This window comes from Leptospira mtsangambouensis, from assembly GCF_004770475.1.
In the GTDB taxonomy this organism is placed as follows: Bacteria; Spirochaetota; Leptospiria; order Leptospirales; family Leptospiraceae; genus Leptospira_A; species Leptospira_A mtsangambouensis.
The window spans coordinates 850,550-866,332 of record NZ_RQHK01000002.1; the positions used below are offsets into that span (position 1 = coordinate 850,550).

A 15,783-nucleotide genomic window follows, 5' to 3' on the forward strand; every position below is an offset into this window, starting at 1 on the left:
GGATGGCCCGACAAATGCCGAAAAAAACGGATCTAGGTAGGTCGGGTGAGGATTTGGCCGTTGAATTTTTGGATTCTTTAGGTCATACCATCCTCTTTCGTAATTTCAGAAAATCTTTTGGGGAACTAGACATAATTAGCCTTGAGAACGATTTCCTCCATTGTTCTGATGTGAAAACTTGGGACGTACGCACTGGATTTCATCCTTTGGAATGTTTTCATGAGACAAAACGCAAGCGAATGCGGAAGGTATATTACTATTTATTGAAAGAGATTCCGGCTTTTGTTCACCTAACACCTTCGCTTAATTTGATCCATATCACTGAAAAAAAGGAAGTGCGTTTTTATTCGTCAATCTTCTAAAATACTTCATCAAGGGATTTTTGTACCGGGCCGATTGTTCATGTATCCCATAAGGGAAAACGCTCTCAAGGATGAGAGTTTGATTGTTACAAGGAAGTAACCACATGAGTCAATTTAGTATTTTTGGGAATTTAGCCGAAACCGAAGAATTTGGTCCAGATCCGGTATTACTCCGGAAAAGAGGGATGGCATCTACCATCCAGAAAAAATTCGAAAATTACAAAAAGAAGATCGATGATCCAGCTTACATGGATTATGCGATAAATAAAATTGCGATGGAAATTTCGCATTTTATTTCAAAGTAATTATCCCAAACTATAAATCCATTGGTATCCGATACAATAGTCTACGGCCTCCCAAATATGTACTTCCTTGGTTCGGGGGGAGAGATTCCAATCTGCAATGGTTCTTGCCAAAGAAATGATTTGTTTTTTCTTTCGTAAGGACAGTTGTTTGGTTTGATTTTCTGTATCCAGAGTTTTTTGGATTTTTTTATCTTCATCTTCTGGAATGAGATTTGTATTTCGAAATGCAAATCGTTCCATTAGAATTTGTCTCATTTTGAATTCTTCTAATTTGATACACCGATCATTTGATGTTTCGAATAACGTTTGAAAGACGGTGATTCGATCCAAAAAAGCCCCACTGATTTTTTGTAAATAGAGACGAATTCTTTGTAAGGAACAATGGCAAGTTTGGTTACTATGATAATTTCCACAGGGGCAGGGGTTTGCCGATAACATTAAGGTAAAATCAGTTTTTAACTTTGTTTTTTCATTCATCCTTACAATTTCCAAATACGAATCTTCCATAGGCATTCTGAGGCTTTCTAGAATCCTATCTTTGAATTCCAAGGCTTCATCTAAGTATAAAATTCCTCCGAAGGCTTTTGAGATTTCTCCTGGTTGGAAGGGAAGTCCTCCTCCCACAAGGCCCACTTCTGTTGCAGAATGGTGAGGGGAACGAAAAGGGCGTTTGTTTGAGGGAATTTCGAACTCTCCTTCCAAAGTCCAAATCCCTTGGTTTTTTTGGTCTCTTGTTTCCTTAGTTGGCAATAAAGATTCTAACATTCTATGGAGCATCGTTTTGCCCGAACCAGGGCTACCCAAAAGCAGGCTATGGTGTTTTCCAAGAACAGAATACAAAAGCCCTTGGAACACTTTCATTTGGTAAGGATCTAAATGTACTTCGTTCCAAGTAAGAGGCTCTGAGGGTGAGGAAGGAATCTCTCGAGTGTCGGGTAAAGCGAGTTTTAGTTCACGAAGTCCATCCAGGTTCTCGAGGAAGTAATACTTGCCTTCGGGTAGGGTCTCTTTTTCTAAAGAACGAGGGAGGCAGAGGGAAGCCCCCGTTTGCTTCTGGTTTTGCCAAAGATAGGGCAATAGTTCCTTTCCTCCGAGAATCGATCCATCAAGTCCCAACCCTCCCAAAAAAAGGACCTGGGTTTCTGGAATTTGGATTTGGTCTGTTGCCAGGAGGATTCCCACTGCAATGGCTAGGTCCAGGCAAACCATCCTTTTCGGGATATGAGCCGGTTTTAAATTGATGATGATGGTTTCGAGTGGGAACTGGTATCCTGAAGCCTCCAGAGCCAAACGGATGCGATCTTTGGATTCTTTGGTGGATAGAGTCGCAGAACCCAAAATTTGGAAATAAGGAAGTCCTCTTCGGATCCCAACCTCGACTTGGATTTCTTTTGTCCCATTCCATTCGTATAACAGGCTACCAACTTCAGCGCGTTTGGGGATCACAACGAGAAGGGGTAATCTTCTATCTCTTTTGGGCCAAAAAATAAAAAAGACTTTTCATAAATAAGGCATCATGGTGACTTTTCCTGAGAGTTTGCTTTGAATTGTAGTGTCATTCGTGTAATTCCCTTCGTTCTTCTCCTTGTGTTCAGTCATTGTTCCCAAAGGTTGATTAAAAAAGAAAGATTAAGGGAAATCAATGAATACTATGATGGAAAGACATATGCCTTACAAGAGGAGATCAAATTTTCCCAAACTGAAGTTTGGAAAAAAGGAACTCTTGTTAAGATTTATATCGAATCCACACCTTCTCTATTGAAATTGAAGGTGTATCCCATTGCGGAGTCTAGAGAGTCTTCTGTGGGAAAATTGGCAGCCTATATCATCAATGATGATATAAAAAAGAAGCAGTATGACTTGGAAGATGTGGAAGAGTGGGTTTCTAAAAAATTCACTCTTGTAGAACCCAGTGTCAAAAAAACAAAGAAATAAAGGTTTGGGAAGTCTCCATTGTCGCTAGCATTTCGTTTTTTTTCTTTCTTTGTTTCTGGTTCAAGATTCTTCCCCTTTAGTCCCGATATTTTAATCGTGAAAGTCCTCCGGTTGGTAACATTTTCTCTTTTGGTTCTTTCGGGATCCGGGCTTCTCGCAAACCCTTTCCAAAAAATCCATTCCGAAATCAATGAATCTCTCCCCGGTGGAGAAACTGGGATGTTTCGTCTCTTTGGCTCTCAATCCCAAGATTCCGAAGTTCATAAACTCTTTTCTGCCGGAGTCAATGTATCTTCTGATGAAGATGAAGTAGAACTAGCTTCTCTCGATTTACCCAAATACATTGATGTGTCTCCCGTTGTGAGTAATACGGTGGTTCACGAATCCGGAATCATTGTAAAAAAATATACAGTACAAAAAAAAGACAACCTATCAAAGATTGCTCGTTCTTTTTCTATTGAATTGGCCAAATTAAAGAAACACAACGGACTTGCTGGTGACCAGTTGAAAATCGGCCAAGTTTTGGAAGTTCCTGTCCAAGTAAAAAATGCTTCTTCTTCCAGAGTGGTTCTCAAAAAAATCTTCATTATGCCTGTACCACAAAGCCGAGTGACTTCTCGGTTTGGACGACGTGTGGATCCTTTTAATAAATACAATCGAGTGTATCATACGGGACTTGATCTTGCTGCCAAAGTGGGAGCTCCTGTTTTATCTGCTGCCGACGGAGAAGTGGTTTTTACTGGTCGTAACGGCGGGTATGGAAATTCGGTTACCATCCAACATAAAAATGGTTATAAAACAGTTTACGCCCATTGTTCACAGATTTTAGTTGAGGTTGGGGAAACGGTGAAGATGGGTCGTGTGGTCGCTCTTGTCGGAAGGACGGGAACAGCAACAGGGGCACATTTGCATTTTGAAGTGTTTCGAAACGGGAAAATTATGAATCCTGAATCCGCTTTAAGCATCACGGAAAAACAAGTCACAAGACTCCCTAAATCTGAAGTAGCCGGAATGTAATCGGAGTTTTTCTCCGGTTTGTGGGGAGCATGAATCTAATCCTTCAAAGAATTCAGTCGAGTCAGTTTTTGACATTGATTCCGGCGGTTTTACTCTTTTCTTTTTCTCTTGCCTATTTATTGAAGTTGGTCCTTCTCCTTTTGTTTTCCACAGAAACAGGTATCAGCGTTGCTGGGAACACTCGTCCCAAACAAATGCGCCAAGAAGTAATTTTGGCGGTGAGTACTTACGAAGACATCGTTACGGGAAATTTGATTCGCGGACAAGTATATGATCCAAATGATGCCACCAAACGCGGCGCAGATGGCACACCGCTAGATCCTGAAATTGCTCAGGACAATGGAGATGACGACCAGATGCTTGTCACCGGAACTCTTTCTGGACATTGGTCTTTTGCTCGTGTCACCATCCGAGAAAAACAAAACAATGATTCTGAAGAATATGGAACGGGTGAAATGGTGGGTGGATACAAGGTCCAAACCATCGAACAACATTATGTGGTTCTAAAAAAAGGTGGGCTTAGCCTTCGAGTGAATATTGGCGAAACTCCCGCCCAAGCAAAAGAACGAATCCGCCCGAAAGATGCGGCCGCGGTCTCAAGTTTAGGGCCATCCAGCCAAACGGTTCAAAAAGTTCTTTCCCGAGAAGACGTAAACAGGAAATTGAAGGACCCGAATACTATCTATAAAAATGCAAGGTTTGGTCCTCATTTGGTAGACGGAAAGATCGAGGGTTACAAGATCTATCAGGTGGCAAAAGACCATGTGTTTTATTCCCTCGGTGCTCGTGGCGGGGATATCATCAAACGTGTCAATGGAATGCCACTGAACGAAACAGAGAAAATGTTGGAAATTTGGGGTTCGATCAAACAAGCTCCGAAAATTACAGTGGATTTAGAGAGACAAGGCAAAATAATCACATATGAATTTATCATTCGGAATTAAAATGAGAAATCGTCTTCCTTTAGTAGTACTTAGTATTTGCCTTTATGTATTTGTGACACCGGGCTTTTCCCAAGAAAAGGGAAAACCCAAAACAAAATCTTCCCCGGAGCCTGCAAGTTTTACTGCCGATTGGAGAGACACAGAACTCAAAGATTTCCTTATGGGGATGAGTGCAATCATCAAAAGAAACATCTTGATTGATGATGCGGTCAAAGGAAAAAAAGTAACGATCATTTCTCAGAAACGAGTGAAAATTGAAGATGCCTACGGGTTTATGAAATCCGTTTTAGAAACACAAGGTTTCGGACTGATTGAAGAAAATGATCTTATCAAAGTTGTCAAAATCAAAGATGCACTTGCTAAGTCTCCGATTGTGCGCATTGGAAAAGATCCGGTTTCTGAATCTGAAGTTTCGCTGAATAAAACCATCACACAAATTGTTCCGTTAGAATTTTCAAATGCTGTGGAACTAGAGCCAATCCTTAAAAGGGTTACTTCTCCGGATACAGATATCATCATTCCCAAAAACCAAAATACATTGATTTTTTCCGGTTCTACCTCTGATATCAATAAGTTACTAAAGTTAGTGGATAACTTGGACATAAGAGTGGATGGACCTGGGTCCATTTCTTCTGCTGGTGATATTCATATTTATACCTTGGAATACAATGAAGCAGAAAAACTTGCTGCAATCCTTGTAAAGTTGGATATGCCTGATGCACCAACGGCACCTGCACCTAGTGGTCAACCAGGAGAACCTGGACCCGATGGAAAGCCAACTCCACCTCCACAACCTGTGGCACAACAAGCGAAAGTTCCAGGCAAACAAGATAAAATCAAAGCTGTAGCACATAAAGAGTCTAACTCACTGATTGTGACGGCAACTCCTCAAGAATGGGAAGAAATCAAAAAAATTATAAAAATTCTAGATACTCCCAGAAAACAAGTGTTACTTGAGGTTTTAATCGTAGAGTTAACATCTACTGATCTTAATGACTTCGGTATCGATTGGCGTTACCAAGAGTTGGCGTATGGACAGTTTAATACTGGTCTTGCTGCCACTGGTGGGGTCATCGATAAGAACGGGAGACCAACTAACGTAAACACACTTTCTGGATTTTCACTTGGGTTCATTCGTCGTGGGGGCCAACAGATCATTGGTATTTTAAATGCAAACTCTACCAATGAAAATTTTAATGTTTTATCTGCTCCTCAAATTTTGACTTTGGACAACCAAGAGGCAGAAATCAACGTGGGGCAAGATGTTCCTGTGAGAACACAAAACCGTAACGCAGGTCTTGGTGGAGACAACGCAGTCACAGTCGCCAACTTCGAATACCGCCCAACAGGGATTAAACTCAAATTCACTCCCCATATAAATAAAAATAATCGAATCACCTTAGATCTTTACCAAGAGATTAAAAACGTAGCAGGGATTTCTTCGGAAGCAACGGGAGGAAACCCAACCTTTAACAAACGTGATATCAAAACAACCATCGTTGTAGACAATATCCAAACCATTGTGATTGGGGGACTACTTTCCAATGACAAACAAAAGAAAGTGCAAAAGATTCCCATTTTAGGTGAGATTCCACTTCTTGGAACTTTATTCCGAAGGACTACCAATCAAAATCGTAAAACCAATTTGATGGTGTTTTTGACTCCCCACATCCTAGACGACCGCGATAAATCGGATCGTATGACCATCCAAAAGAAAAATGAACAAGAAAGGATGGTCGACGAACGAGAAAAGAAATTACGATGAGAAAGAGTTTAGGCCAAATCTTATTAGAAGATGGGATCCTTACAATTAAGGATCTCGAAGATATTTCCAAACAACAGGAAAAAACAAATCTTCCCATCACTCATATCATCCAAAAAAAAGGTCTCGCTTCTGAAACTGACATTCTAAAGGCCCTGGCAAAACTCCATCGTATGGAGTTTATCGACAAACTTGAGTTTGTTGGAAATGAGGATGTGTTTGGAAAAATTCCACTAAAACTTGTCCAACGTTCTAAGATAGTACCTGTTTCTGTCAAAGGCAAAAAAGTAATCGTTGCCACTTGTGATCCGACAGATCTCCATCCAATGGATGATATGAGATCCTTCCTAAAAGGATACGAAATCCAGTTCGTTCTCGCCACCGAAAACGAAATTATGAGAATCATCCATTCTCAATTCGACAAAACCACTGCCGAAGCAAAAGAGATGATGGATGAAATGGACGGAAGTTTCGGGGATCTCTCCGATGCTTTTGAATCCGATGCATTAGATTTATCAAATGAAGCTCCCATCATTAAGATGGTAAATGTGATTTTATCCCAAGCAGTTTCGGAAAGAGCTTCTGATATTCACGTAGAACCATTTGAAAAGTCTGTCGTCGTCCGGTACCGTGTGGATGGTGTTTTACAAAAAGTTTTGAGCCCACCTAAATCTTATTTGGCGGGTATTTCCACACGTATTAAAATTATGTCGAATCTAAACATTGCGGAAAACCGTTTGCCGCAAGATGGTAGAATTAAACTTAGGTTAGCAGGGAAAGATGTGGATGTTCGGGTTTCCATCATCCCTTGTCAGTTTGGGGAACGTATCGTAATGCGTATCTTAAACAAAACGGACCAAAAGTATTCGATTGACACTATGGGTTTTAATAAGGAAATCCTCGGTGAATTTAAACATCTAATCTATAAACCTTATGGAATCATTTTGGTAACAGGTCCGACAGGTTCTGGTAAATCGACGACCCTTTATTCTGCACTTTCCGAAATCAATACAGAAGAGAGAAATATCATTACTTGTGAAGATCCAGTGGAATACCAAATGGATGGGATTTCTCAGATGCAGATGAACGAAAAAATAGGCCTTACCTTTGCTGCCGGCCTTCGTTCCATCCTACGTCAAGATCCGGATGTAGTGATGGTAGGGGAGATCCGTGATGAGGAGACGGCAAGGATTGCCATCCAAGCTTCACTCACGGGACACTTAGTGTTTTCTACCCTACATACGAATGATGCATCTTCGGCTGTTACAAGACTTGTGGATATGGGAATCGAACCTTACCTCATTACAAGTTCAGTTTTAGGTTTTATGGCACAAAGGCTTGTTCGTGTGATTTGTAAGGATTGCAAAACTAGTTACAAGCCTACTGATAAAGATTTGGCAGGTCTTGGAATCCATAGAAAAGAATTAAAAAATGGTGTATTATACAGGGGAAAAGGTTGTTCTTCTTGTCTAAATTCTGGATACAAAGGCCGAACTGGTTTGTATGAACTTCTCACCATGAACGATGAAATCAAACGTGCGATTTTGCAAGGAGCCGATGCAAATCGTATCAAGGAACTGGCTGTAAAAAATGGCCTTTCCACTTTGCAAGATTACGGTAAATATAAAGTGATTGAGGGTGTTACTACCCCAGAAGAAGTCCTTCGGGTATCTTAGATTTTATGCCACTTTATACGTATGTTGCATTCAACAGAAAGGGGAAAGAAGAAAAGAATATTATCGATGCCCCGAATCTTCAGGCGGCTCGTAACAAATTAAAGGCGAAAGGGCTTTATGTTCGTTCTATCCAAGAAGATCGTGAAAAAGAAGAAAGAGAACTTTTCCCATTTTTATCAAAATTATTATACCGAATTCCCAGAAAAGAAGTAGGCCTATTTTGTAAACAACTTGGAACACTACTTGGTGCGGGTATTCCACTTGATAAATGTTTGTTGTCGATCATTGACCAAGTGGAAAACATCTACTTCAAAAAAGTATTGATTGAGATGCGTGCAGACATCACAGAAGGGATGAGCCTTTCTGAGTCCATGAAAAAACATAAAACAGTTTTTCCTGACCAGTACCCAAGTTTGATTTCAGTTGGTGAGTCTACCGGAAATTACGAAAACACCTTGCATCGGTTAGCTGAACTGGAAGAAAAATCTTCTGAGTTAAAATCCAAAGTGCAAGTGGCGATGATTTATCCCATGATTATGGGTTTACTATCCTTAGGTGTTTCCATTTTCCTTCTTGTGGTGGTCATTCCGCAAATTGAACAGTTGTTTGCTTCCTTTGATGCCAAACTTCCCTTACTGACTAGAAGTGTTATTTTTTTATCTTATATTTTGACCAATTATTGGTTTATAATTCTCGGTGCCATTGCCGGTGGGTTCCTCAGTTTTATGAAATGGAAAAGTTCAGGCGAAGGGAAAAAAACTTGGGACAAATTTTTGTTAAGGTTACCGGTGATTGGAACCTTACTCCGTAAAATTTTGGTTTCGAATTTTGCTAGGAATTTATCGATATTACTTCTGAACCGAGTACCTTTAATTGTTTCTTTGAACATTGTTTCTGATGTTGTAGGCCATACAGTTTTTAAAGAAGAAATTGAAGCGGCAATCGTCAAAATCAAAGAGGGCGGGAAACTTTCGGATTCTCTACAAGGATCCCAGGTACTTCCGCAAATGGTTCTTGGGATGCTCAGTGCAGGGGAAGCGTCTGACAAAGTCCCCGAAATGATGAATAAACTCTCGGAAATCTATGAATCCGAGGTGGATACGGCAATAAAATCTTTGACCCAATCATTAGAACCAATGATGATCATTGTAATGGGTGGAATTATTTTTACAATCATGGCGGCGATTATGACGCCAATGTACAAACTAACTCAAGAAATCCAGGGGATGTAGAGTTTATGAAAACTAAAGGGAAACACAGAAAGATACGTGAGGGACTAACTCTAATTGAGATTACCGTGGTAATGCTCATTTTAGGATCTCTTATGGCTATTCTTTACTCCAGTATCGGAAACCGGGGTGAAGGCGAAAAAAAATTGAAGCTTAAAAATGATAGCGCAGTTTTGAAAACGGCACTGGAACGTTATTTAGAAGTGTATGACAAATACCCTTCCGAAGAACAAGGGTTACAAGCTTTAATTGAAAAACCAGATGATGATAAAATCGGTGATGATTACGAACCAATCGTTCGTGAAAAAGCAGTTTTAAAAGATCCTTGGAAAACACCTTATGTTTTGAAATTTGAAGGAGCTATTCCTCAAATTCTCACTTTGGGTGAAGATAAAAAAGAAGGTGGAGAAGGAAAAAATAAAGATTTTAATATCCTTTCACCGGATGATTACCCAGCCGCTTTCCGATAAAATTTCGGTTTTGAAAACCAAAAGGAAATTACGAGGTGGTCTCACTCTGATTGAGATTGCCGTTGTAATTTCCATTCTTGGTCTGATTATGGTGATTGTCGGAGGAACTCTTCGCAACCTAATCATCCCTTCTACTGAAGATCTTGCAGTGAAACTGCAAGAATCTTTTAAATTCGGTTACAACAAAGCCCAGCTCACAAACCAATCAGTTTTATTCCAATACGACTTTGAAAAAAGAGAATACCAGTTTTTTCTTTTGAAAAGAGAGGAAGGAGGTCTGGAAGAAGAAGCCATTTTAAAGAAGGTTACTTTACCATTTTATTCAAAAATTGTCAGCGTACGTGACTTAGGTGGTAAGCCTAAATCAGAAGGAAAAATTCGAATTGTATTTACTCCTCAAGGAACCACTACTGATTTGTTTTTATATGTTGGTTCCGATACGGAAATTAAACGAACCATTCAAATCTACCGATATGGTGGAAAAATCAAAATCCATAAAACAGAATTTTTTCCAGAACCAGAAACAAATCAGATCCAGAAAATTTCTTATGGGCTTGATGAAAGAGATGAACAGATAGACTCCAATGCGAAAACCCAACCTAAATAGTTTTCTCCGTCCTGCTTTTACTCTTTTTGAAGTCACAATTGCAATGGCAATGGCAGCAATGGTGATGACGTATACATATTCTCTGATTGCCGAAGGAATCTCTTATCAGAAAAAAGCTGTTCTACTTGCCAACGCAGTACATTTAGCAAAGATTAAAATGGCTCAGGTAGATTCCTCTACTACCATGCAAACAGATACTTCTCGTGGTTCCATCGATGCCTTCCCTGGATACACTTTCGAAACAGAAATCAAAGAAGAAGAAATGGATCTACTCAAACTTGCAGGTGGCCCGAATGCGGAAGCTCTGCGGAATAAAGCACCCAAAGATATGTTAGGTGATAAGGATGTTGGGCTTAGTGACCTTATGAAAAAAAGAGGTCAGAAAAAAAGTTTTGAAACAGGTGGTGTTTTAAAAGTATTTCGAGTAAAGGTTTCCATTTTTTATATGGATGGAAACAAAAAAGAAACATATAGTGTAGAAACATTCAGGAGTACAAAATACTAATGTTTATTTGTCGTCATAAACGTGGATTCACATTGGTGGAAATTTCCATTGTTGTGATGATTATGGCGGTAATTTTTACTGGAATATTTTCTGTATTTTATACAGCGAATAAGATTTCAAAAAAAGGAGCTTCGAACAAAGGAGCTAATCGTAAAGACATCCTTTATGCAATGGAAAATATACGGGGAACACTTTCTCGAACTTATTTTATCGATAATCAAAAGAGAATTTTATTTGTGGGCAAACAAGATGGAGTGACAGGTACAAGAAATGACCGGATTGTATTTGCCACTTCTAATCCCAATTCAGAAGAAGAAGGACAGGCTTCCGTCAGAGAAGTTTCTTTTTATTTGCGAAAGATGCCCAATCCCAAAATGGATGGATTGTCTTATCTAATCCGTCGGGAAGATGAAATGATTGATACCTTTCCTACCCAAGGTGGAGTCGAACATGTATTATTAGAAAATGTAAAAAGTTTTCAAATGAAATTTTCCGAACGCGGAGACAAATGGGTTGATGATTGGAATTCCCGTACTACTAAAAAAATTCCAAGACTCATTCGGTTTGAAATTATATCACTTGTGGGGAATGCCTTTGTTAAATATGAATCGCTGGCGCATCCGGTTATCCTCTACAAATAAAAAAGCCAAAAAAGGATTTATGGTCTATCTCCTGGTGATGGCCATAGGTACGGCTTCTCTATTCACAGCCTCAAAATTTTTTGAAGATGCTGCAACGGAATACCGAGTTGCTCGTTCTCAAGCTGATGGATTTAGAGCTCATATGCTTGCCAAGGCAGGTTTTATGGGGGCAGTGGGAGCACTTAAAAAAATTCCAGAAGAAGTTTTATACCAATCTGGTCTTGCGATGGACCCGCCTCCCATTCCACTGGGTGGAGGTGTTATCTATTACACCATGAGTCCAGAAGATGGAAAAATCAATATCAACTCTCTTGTAAAAATTTATGATGACCAACCCAACCAAAGAACCATTGAAATGGTCACTCGCCTCTTTTATCAGTTTGGATTAAAACGAGAGATGATTTTTCCTATTTTGGATTGGATTGATGAAAACCACCAGGAAACGGGAGGAGGGGCAGAACAGTACTATTACAATCGGCTTTCGCCACCTCGAAAAATCAAAAATGCACCCCTCTATTCGCTTTCAGAGCTTTTAAGTGTGAAAGGATTTGATCGATCTGTTGTATATGAAAGTTTGAAACCCAAGGACTATGACAAAAATAACTCAAAGGACTTTATGACAGAAGAGGAAAGAGCCCTTCGTTCCGATAAGGATTATGTGCTCTCCAACAATATCACTGCCTATTTACCCGCGGGCGATTCTTACGATGATCGGATCAATATCAATACAGCCCCCTATTTTGTCCTGATTTCTCTTTCCGACTTTATGACCAAACAGGCAGCCATGAAAATTTTGAAACTCAAGTTGCAGAAAGGAGGCTATATTAAAGAATTGAAAGATCTGGAGACCGAACCAGAATTCCAAGTGAAAACGACAGGGGACCTCACTCTGTATAAGGAACTGGCGGGTGAGGGAACAGATGTCTCTGGTGGACGTATCAAAACCAAAGGCGAAGTTTATAAAATTACAGGGGTTGGGATTATCAAGGATAAAGTGGTTCGGAAAGTATCTGGTCTTTTTGACCTTACCAACAACCAAATGTTATACTATACTGAAGATTAATTATGTTATCATTTGACCAATACCTAGCAATCGATTATGGTTCCACGTTTCTCAAAGGAGTTCTTTTTAAAAAGGTTCTTGGAAAAGTTGTGATCCTTCGCACAGAAAGCCTTCCTGTTGTGGAACTTGATGAATCAGAAGGGGATCCCTTCGAGTACAATATCATTCGTTTCATTCAAAGTTTTTTTCCCGAAGAGAATCGTTTTCTCCTCAATTTGGGTATCCATAATCTTTTTGTACGCGACCTGACTGTTCCTTTGGTTTCAGAAAAAGCCATCCAAGAAGTTTTGCCATTTGAAGTGGAAAACCTGGTTCCTTATCCCATGGAAGAATTGGAAGTTATTGGTAAAACTTGGAGAGGAAATAAAGAAAACTCGGAAGTCATTTCCTTTAATGTACATCACTCGGAATTACTTCGTGCTCTAAAACCTTTTGCAAAGGGAGATCTTTCTTTATCTTGTTTGTCTCTTGATTCCTTTGCTTTGTCTTCTCTTGTTACGAAAAACTATCCCTTGTTACTTGCAGAACAAACCATCCTACAACTTGATTTGGGTGGAAGGTATAGCATTCTCAATGTGGTCTTTGAAGGAAAACTTCGACATACTCGCCAAATTTATATTGGTGGAGAGGATGTGAGTTTAGAGATATCAAATTTGTTAAAGATCGAACTGGAAGATGCTCGTGTTCTTAAAGAATCACTCCCTGTTGGTTTTCTTTTTGAAACCGTTGAAAAATCAGAGGAATCAAGTTTTCTTTCAAAGTTCCATATGACTTCTGTTCAATGGAAATCTCTTCGAAAATTTATTTTAGCAAAAATTGACCAATTGATTCACGAAGTTGAAAATAGTATTTTTTCACTTCCCGAAACAGAACGACCAAGTCTCATTCTTTTATCAGGTGGGGCTAGTTTATACCCTGGCCTTACTTCTTATTTAGAAGAAAAATTAGGAATTAAAACCGGTAGGTATGAATTCTTAGGAATTGAAGATCCAAGTTTTGTGACGGCTGTCGCTACAGGCACACATTTTGAATCCAGAAACCGGGTGAATTTTTTAGAAACCGGATTTGCAAAACGAATTCATACAAATCGGTTTAAATTATCTGCCTTTAAACCTCATTTAATTTTAGTTAGTATATCTCTTGTTCTTTTATTTGGTGTTTTCATTATCGGAATTATATTAGATAAAAGAAAGATTTCTGCCAACAAGCAGGTGTTACTGGAAAAATATAAGAATGGTATCGGTGGAGAGCTGGGAGAAGATGAAGATCCACTTGACGCAGCCAGTAAAAAATTAAAAGCAGAACGTAAAAAAACGGAAATTTATCGCCTCTTCCTTTCTCAAGAAAGTGTTTTGGATGTTTTGAATGAAGCCACGGAACAATTTCCATCTCCAGATGTTTTACCATTTATTTTGGACCAGTTTAATTTCGAAGAAAAGGAAATTCAAATTTATGGCAGGGTCAATGAATTTGGAGAAATAGGGACAATTCAATCAGCTTTAGAAAAATCTGAAAAATTTACGAATATTCAAATCCAAAACAAACGACTCATCACTGGTGTTAACAAATTCAAAGTCAGTTTTAAAATTAAAATGGATGTTGTGACTCCGAAGGATGAACCTTAATGTTTGATCGTCTAAATGATAGAGAACGTGTTTTAGTCACAGGGCTCATTAGTTTTGTGGCTTTACTTGGGATTTATACAATCATCACACTATTTTCTGACTTAAGAAATAGCTTAACGGAAGAAATTTTTGAAACAAGATCACAGGCAACAGAACTCGACCGAGTGATTCGGGAATACAATTATTTACGCGGTTTGCAATCCGGTGGAAGTGAAGAAGATGTAAGCATCATGTATTCGAAATTGGACCAAATACTGGTTCGTTATAATCTCAAAGACAAAGTCCAAACCATGAAGGACACAAGTAATGTCATCCAAAAAGATTATAATAAAATTACGATCGACGTATCCTTTCGTTCCGTGCTTTTGCAAGACATTATAAAACTTGTTTATGATATAGAAAAGAACAAACAAATCCAAGCAAAGGTAGATTTGCTTAGTTTTCGAAAACCGTTTGCTGAAAAAGAAATTTATGATGTGAACTTAAAAGTTTCATCCTATAGTCGTTTGTCCAAAGGGAAATAAGATGCCAAAAGAAAATGAGTTGGAAGAAGATTTCCTAGACAGTGAAGGCCAAGAAATCCAAGAGAGTCTTTTGGAAGATGACGGTGATTTGTTTGACGAAGACGGGGATGAAGAACATTCCAAAGTCAACCGCAAACAAATTTTAACTTTAGTTACGATTGCCGTTGTTTCCTTCTTGGTATTCACTTTATTTATTTTTCCGTTAAACGAAATTGTTCGTTCTGTGTTAATCAAAACAGGAAAAGAAACCGGTATCTTTATGGATGCCAAAGAAATTCACTTTCCTATGATTGGAAGAAAATCTTTTGATAGTTTTGTTGCAAGTTTTCCAACTGGTACAGCGATTAAGGCAGAAGAAATCAGTTTAGGTGTTTCTCTTTTTGGACTTTTGCAATCAAGATTAGAAGGTGATGCCAATATCGGTTATTTTAGTTTTGAAGGGAGTGAATGGGCCATGAGCATCCAAACTTTGGACATACCCCTTCGCCTTTCTCCTATCGACGACAAAATTACAAAATGGAATGGAGAAGGCGAGATTGACCTTTCAGGTGGAAAAATCAAAGAATCTGCCGAAATTCCTTTTTTAGGTAGTTTAAAAGGAACTGACATCCGTAAGGCGAATATTGTATTTAAAATTCGTTCGGGGAAGTTACTTTTGGAACGCGGGATTTTGGAATCTTCCCTTGCGAAATTTCAATTCCAGGGAGTGGTTCGCCTCTCTGATACCTTATCCTTTTCCCAGTTAGATTTAAAAGTTTGTTTTACTTTAACCGAAAAATTTGCCCAGGAACGCCAAGATTTGGTGGGAATGGTTGCCTTACTTCCGCAAGAAGGGGGAAAAACTTGTATCCCAATTCGTGGAACTTTTTCTTCTCCAAAAGTAGACCTCCCCAACTTAAATCAATTAGGTGGTGGTGCGCCCAAAACAGAAGAGACTTCCATCGAACCGGCCCCAGTCCCTTAAGTCCTCTATCTTAGCATAACTTCCTAGTGATAGGATCTCTTGAAAGAATGGCATCCTGTTCTCTTAAGGGATTACTTTCTTCATTTCCTTTCATACAAAGATTCTATTTTCATAATCGAATCTACATTGATTGGTCGCCGTCTCGCAAAAAATA

General features: G+C 39.1%; 17 protein-coding genes. 16 read left to right on the forward strand and 1 reads right to left on the reverse strand.

The window, feature by feature from the left end; all coding sequences use genetic code 11:
• Positions 1-14 precede the first annotated feature (14 nt).
• A complete protein-coding gene (locus tag EHR01_RS03860; protein ID WP_135693270.1) occupies positions 15-362 on the forward strand; it encodes a YraN family protein in 348 nt (115 codons plus the stop codon).
• Positions 363-466: 104 nt separating this feature from the next.
• Complete coding sequence (locus EHR01_RS03865) at positions 467-667, forward strand: hypothetical protein (protein ID WP_100719942.1); 201 nt, start codon at positions 467-469, stop codon at positions 665-667.
• On the opposite strand, the gene EHR01_RS03870 is transcribed toward EHR01_RS03865, so the two are convergent.
• Entirely contained in the window at positions 668-2,113 is a 1,446-nt protein-coding gene (locus EHR01_RS03870) for an ATP-binding protein (protein ID WP_135693272.1), read from the reverse strand.
• Positions 2,114-2,233: 120 nt separating this feature from the next.
• Here EHR01_RS03870 and EHR01_RS03875 point away from each other — a divergent pair, with 120 nt between their 5' ends.
• From EHR01_RS03875 to gspN, 14 genes are all read left to right on the forward strand, one after another.
• Positions 2,234-2,602, forward strand: a complete 369-nt coding sequence (locus EHR01_RS03875; protein ID WP_135693893.1) for a type II secretion system-associated lipoprotein — start codon at positions 2,234-2,236, stop codon at positions 2,600-2,602.
• Positions 2,603-2,620: 18 nt separating this feature from the next.
• Positions 2,621-3,619, forward strand: coding sequence for a peptidoglycan DD-metalloendopeptidase family protein (locus EHR01_RS03880; RefSeq protein ID WP_135693274.1), 999 nt, complete (start codon positions 2,621-2,623; stop codon positions 3,617-3,619).
• Positions 3,620-3,648: 29 nt separating this feature from the next.
• The gene (locus EHR01_RS03885; protein ID WP_135693276.1) at positions 3,649-4,563 is read left to right on the forward strand and encodes a general secretion pathway protein GspC; all 915 of its coding nucleotides are present in this window, start codon (positions 3,649-3,651) and stop codon (positions 4,561-4,563) included.
• A gap of 1 nt (position 4,564) precedes the next feature.
• Positions 4,565-6,328, forward strand: coding sequence for a type II secretion system secretin GspD (gene gspD, locus EHR01_RS03890; protein ID WP_135693278.1), 1,764 nt, complete (start codon positions 4,565-4,567; stop codon positions 6,326-6,328).
• Positions 6,325-8,001, forward strand: a complete 1,677-nt coding sequence (gspE, locus tag EHR01_RS03895; protein WP_135693280.1) for a type II secretion system ATPase GspE — start codon at positions 6,325-6,327, stop codon at positions 7,999-8,001. The genes gspD and gspE overlap by 4 nt, the downstream gene beginning before the upstream one ends.
• A 5-nt stretch (positions 8,002-8,006) precedes the next feature.
• Positions 8,007-9,233 carry a type II secretion system F family protein gene (locus tag EHR01_RS03900; protein WP_135693282.1) on the forward strand — a complete coding sequence of 409 codons (1,227 nt, stop codon included), beginning with the start codon at positions 8,007-8,009 and terminating at the stop codon, positions 9,231-9,233.
• Between the two features lie 5 nt (positions 9,234-9,238).
• The gene (locus EHR01_RS03905) at positions 9,239-9,700 is read left to right on the forward strand and encodes a type II secretion system protein GspG (protein ID WP_135693283.1); all 462 of its coding nucleotides are present in this window, start codon (positions 9,239-9,241) and stop codon (positions 9,698-9,700) included.
• 88 nt (positions 9,701-9,788) lie between these two features.
• The gene (locus tag EHR01_RS03910; protein ID WP_167482932.1) at positions 9,789-10,307 is read left to right on the forward strand and encodes a type II secretion system protein; all 519 of its coding nucleotides are present in this window, start codon (positions 9,789-9,791) and stop codon (positions 10,305-10,307) included.
• The gene (locus EHR01_RS03915) at positions 10,285-10,812 is read left to right on the forward strand and encodes a prepilin-type cleavage/methylation domain-containing protein (protein WP_135693285.1); all 528 of its coding nucleotides are present in this window, start codon (positions 10,285-10,287) and stop codon (positions 10,810-10,812) included. Before EHR01_RS03910 ends, EHR01_RS03915 begins: the two co-directional genes overlap by 23 nt.
• Entirely contained in the window at positions 10,812-11,453 is a 642-nt protein-coding gene (locus EHR01_RS03920) for a type II secretion system protein GspJ (RefSeq protein WP_135693287.1), read from the forward strand. Before EHR01_RS03915 ends, EHR01_RS03920 begins: the two co-directional genes overlap by 1 nt.
• On the forward strand, positions 11,416-12,516 hold the full coding sequence (locus tag EHR01_RS03925) for a type II secretion system minor pseudopilin (RefSeq protein WP_004788923.1): 1,101 nt from the start codon (positions 11,416-11,418) through the stop codon (positions 12,514-12,516). The genes EHR01_RS03920 and EHR01_RS03925 overlap by 38 nt, the downstream gene beginning before the upstream one ends.
• A 2-nt stretch (positions 12,517-12,518) precedes the next feature.
• A complete protein-coding gene (gene pilM / locus EHR01_RS03930; protein ID WP_135693290.1) occupies positions 12,519-14,141 on the forward strand; it encodes a cell division protein FtsA in 1,623 nt (540 codons plus the stop codon).
• Positions 14,141-14,665: a hypothetical protein gene (locus EHR01_RS03935; protein WP_135693292.1), complete on the forward strand. Its 525-nt coding sequence runs from the start codon at positions 14,141-14,143 to the stop codon at positions 14,663-14,665. Before pilM ends, EHR01_RS03935 begins: the two co-directional genes overlap by 1 nt.
• Position 14,666: 1 nt before the next feature.
• On the forward strand, positions 14,667-15,629 hold the full coding sequence (gspN, locus tag EHR01_RS03940) for a type II secretion system protein GspN (protein ID WP_135693294.1): 963 nt from the start codon (positions 14,667-14,669) through the stop codon (positions 15,627-15,629).
• The last annotated feature ends 154 nt before the right edge of the window (positions 15,630-15,783 follow it).

Coding starts and splice junctions, on each gene's coding strand:
- EHR01_RS03860 (WP_135693270.1), top strand. CDS start 15: ATGCCGAAAAAAACGGATCTAGGTAGGTCGGGTGAGGATTTGGCCGTT.
- EHR01_RS03865 (WP_100719942.1), top strand. CDS start 467: ATGAGTCAATTTAGTATTTTTGGGAATTTAGCCGAAACCGAAGAATTT.
- EHR01_RS03885 (WP_135693276.1), top strand. CDS start 3,649: ATGAATCTAATCCTTCAAAGAATTCAGTCGAGTCAGTTTTTGACATTG.
- gspD (WP_135693278.1), top strand. CDS start 4,565: ATGAGAAATCGTCTTCCTTTAGTAGTACTTAGTATTTGCCTTTATGTA.
- gspE (WP_135693280.1), top strand. CDS start 6,325: ATGAGAAAGAGTTTAGGCCAAATCTTATTAGAAGATGGGATCCTTACA.
- EHR01_RS03900 (WP_135693282.1), top strand. CDS start 8,007: ATGCCACTTTATACGTATGTTGCATTCAACAGAAAGGGGAAAGAAGAA.
- EHR01_RS03905 (WP_135693283.1), top strand. CDS start 9,239: ATGAAAACTAAAGGGAAACACAGAAAGATACGTGAGGGACTAACTCTA.
- EHR01_RS03910 (WP_167482932.1), top strand. CDS start 9,789: ATGGTGATTGTCGGAGGAACTCTTCGCAACCTAATCATCCCTTCTACT.
- EHR01_RS03915 (WP_135693285.1), top strand. CDS start 10,285: ATGCGAAAACCCAACCTAAATAGTTTTCTCCGTCCTGCTTTTACTCTT.
- EHR01_RS03920 (WP_135693287.1), top strand. CDS start 10,812: ATGTTTATTTGTCGTCATAAACGTGGATTCACATTGGTGGAAATTTCC.
- EHR01_RS03925 (WP_004788923.1), top strand. CDS start 11,416: ATGAATCGCTGGCGCATCCGGTTATCCTCTACAAATAAAAAAGCCAAA.
- pilM (WP_135693290.1), top strand. CDS start 12,519: ATGTTATCATTTGACCAATACCTAGCAATCGATTATGGTTCCACGTTT.
- EHR01_RS03935 (WP_135693292.1), top strand. CDS start 14,141: ATGTTTGATCGTCTAAATGATAGAGAACGTGTTTTAGTCACAGGGCTC.
- gspN (WP_135693294.1), top strand. CDS start 14,667: ATGCCAAAAGAAAATGAGTTGGAAGAAGATTTCCTAGACAGTGAAGGC.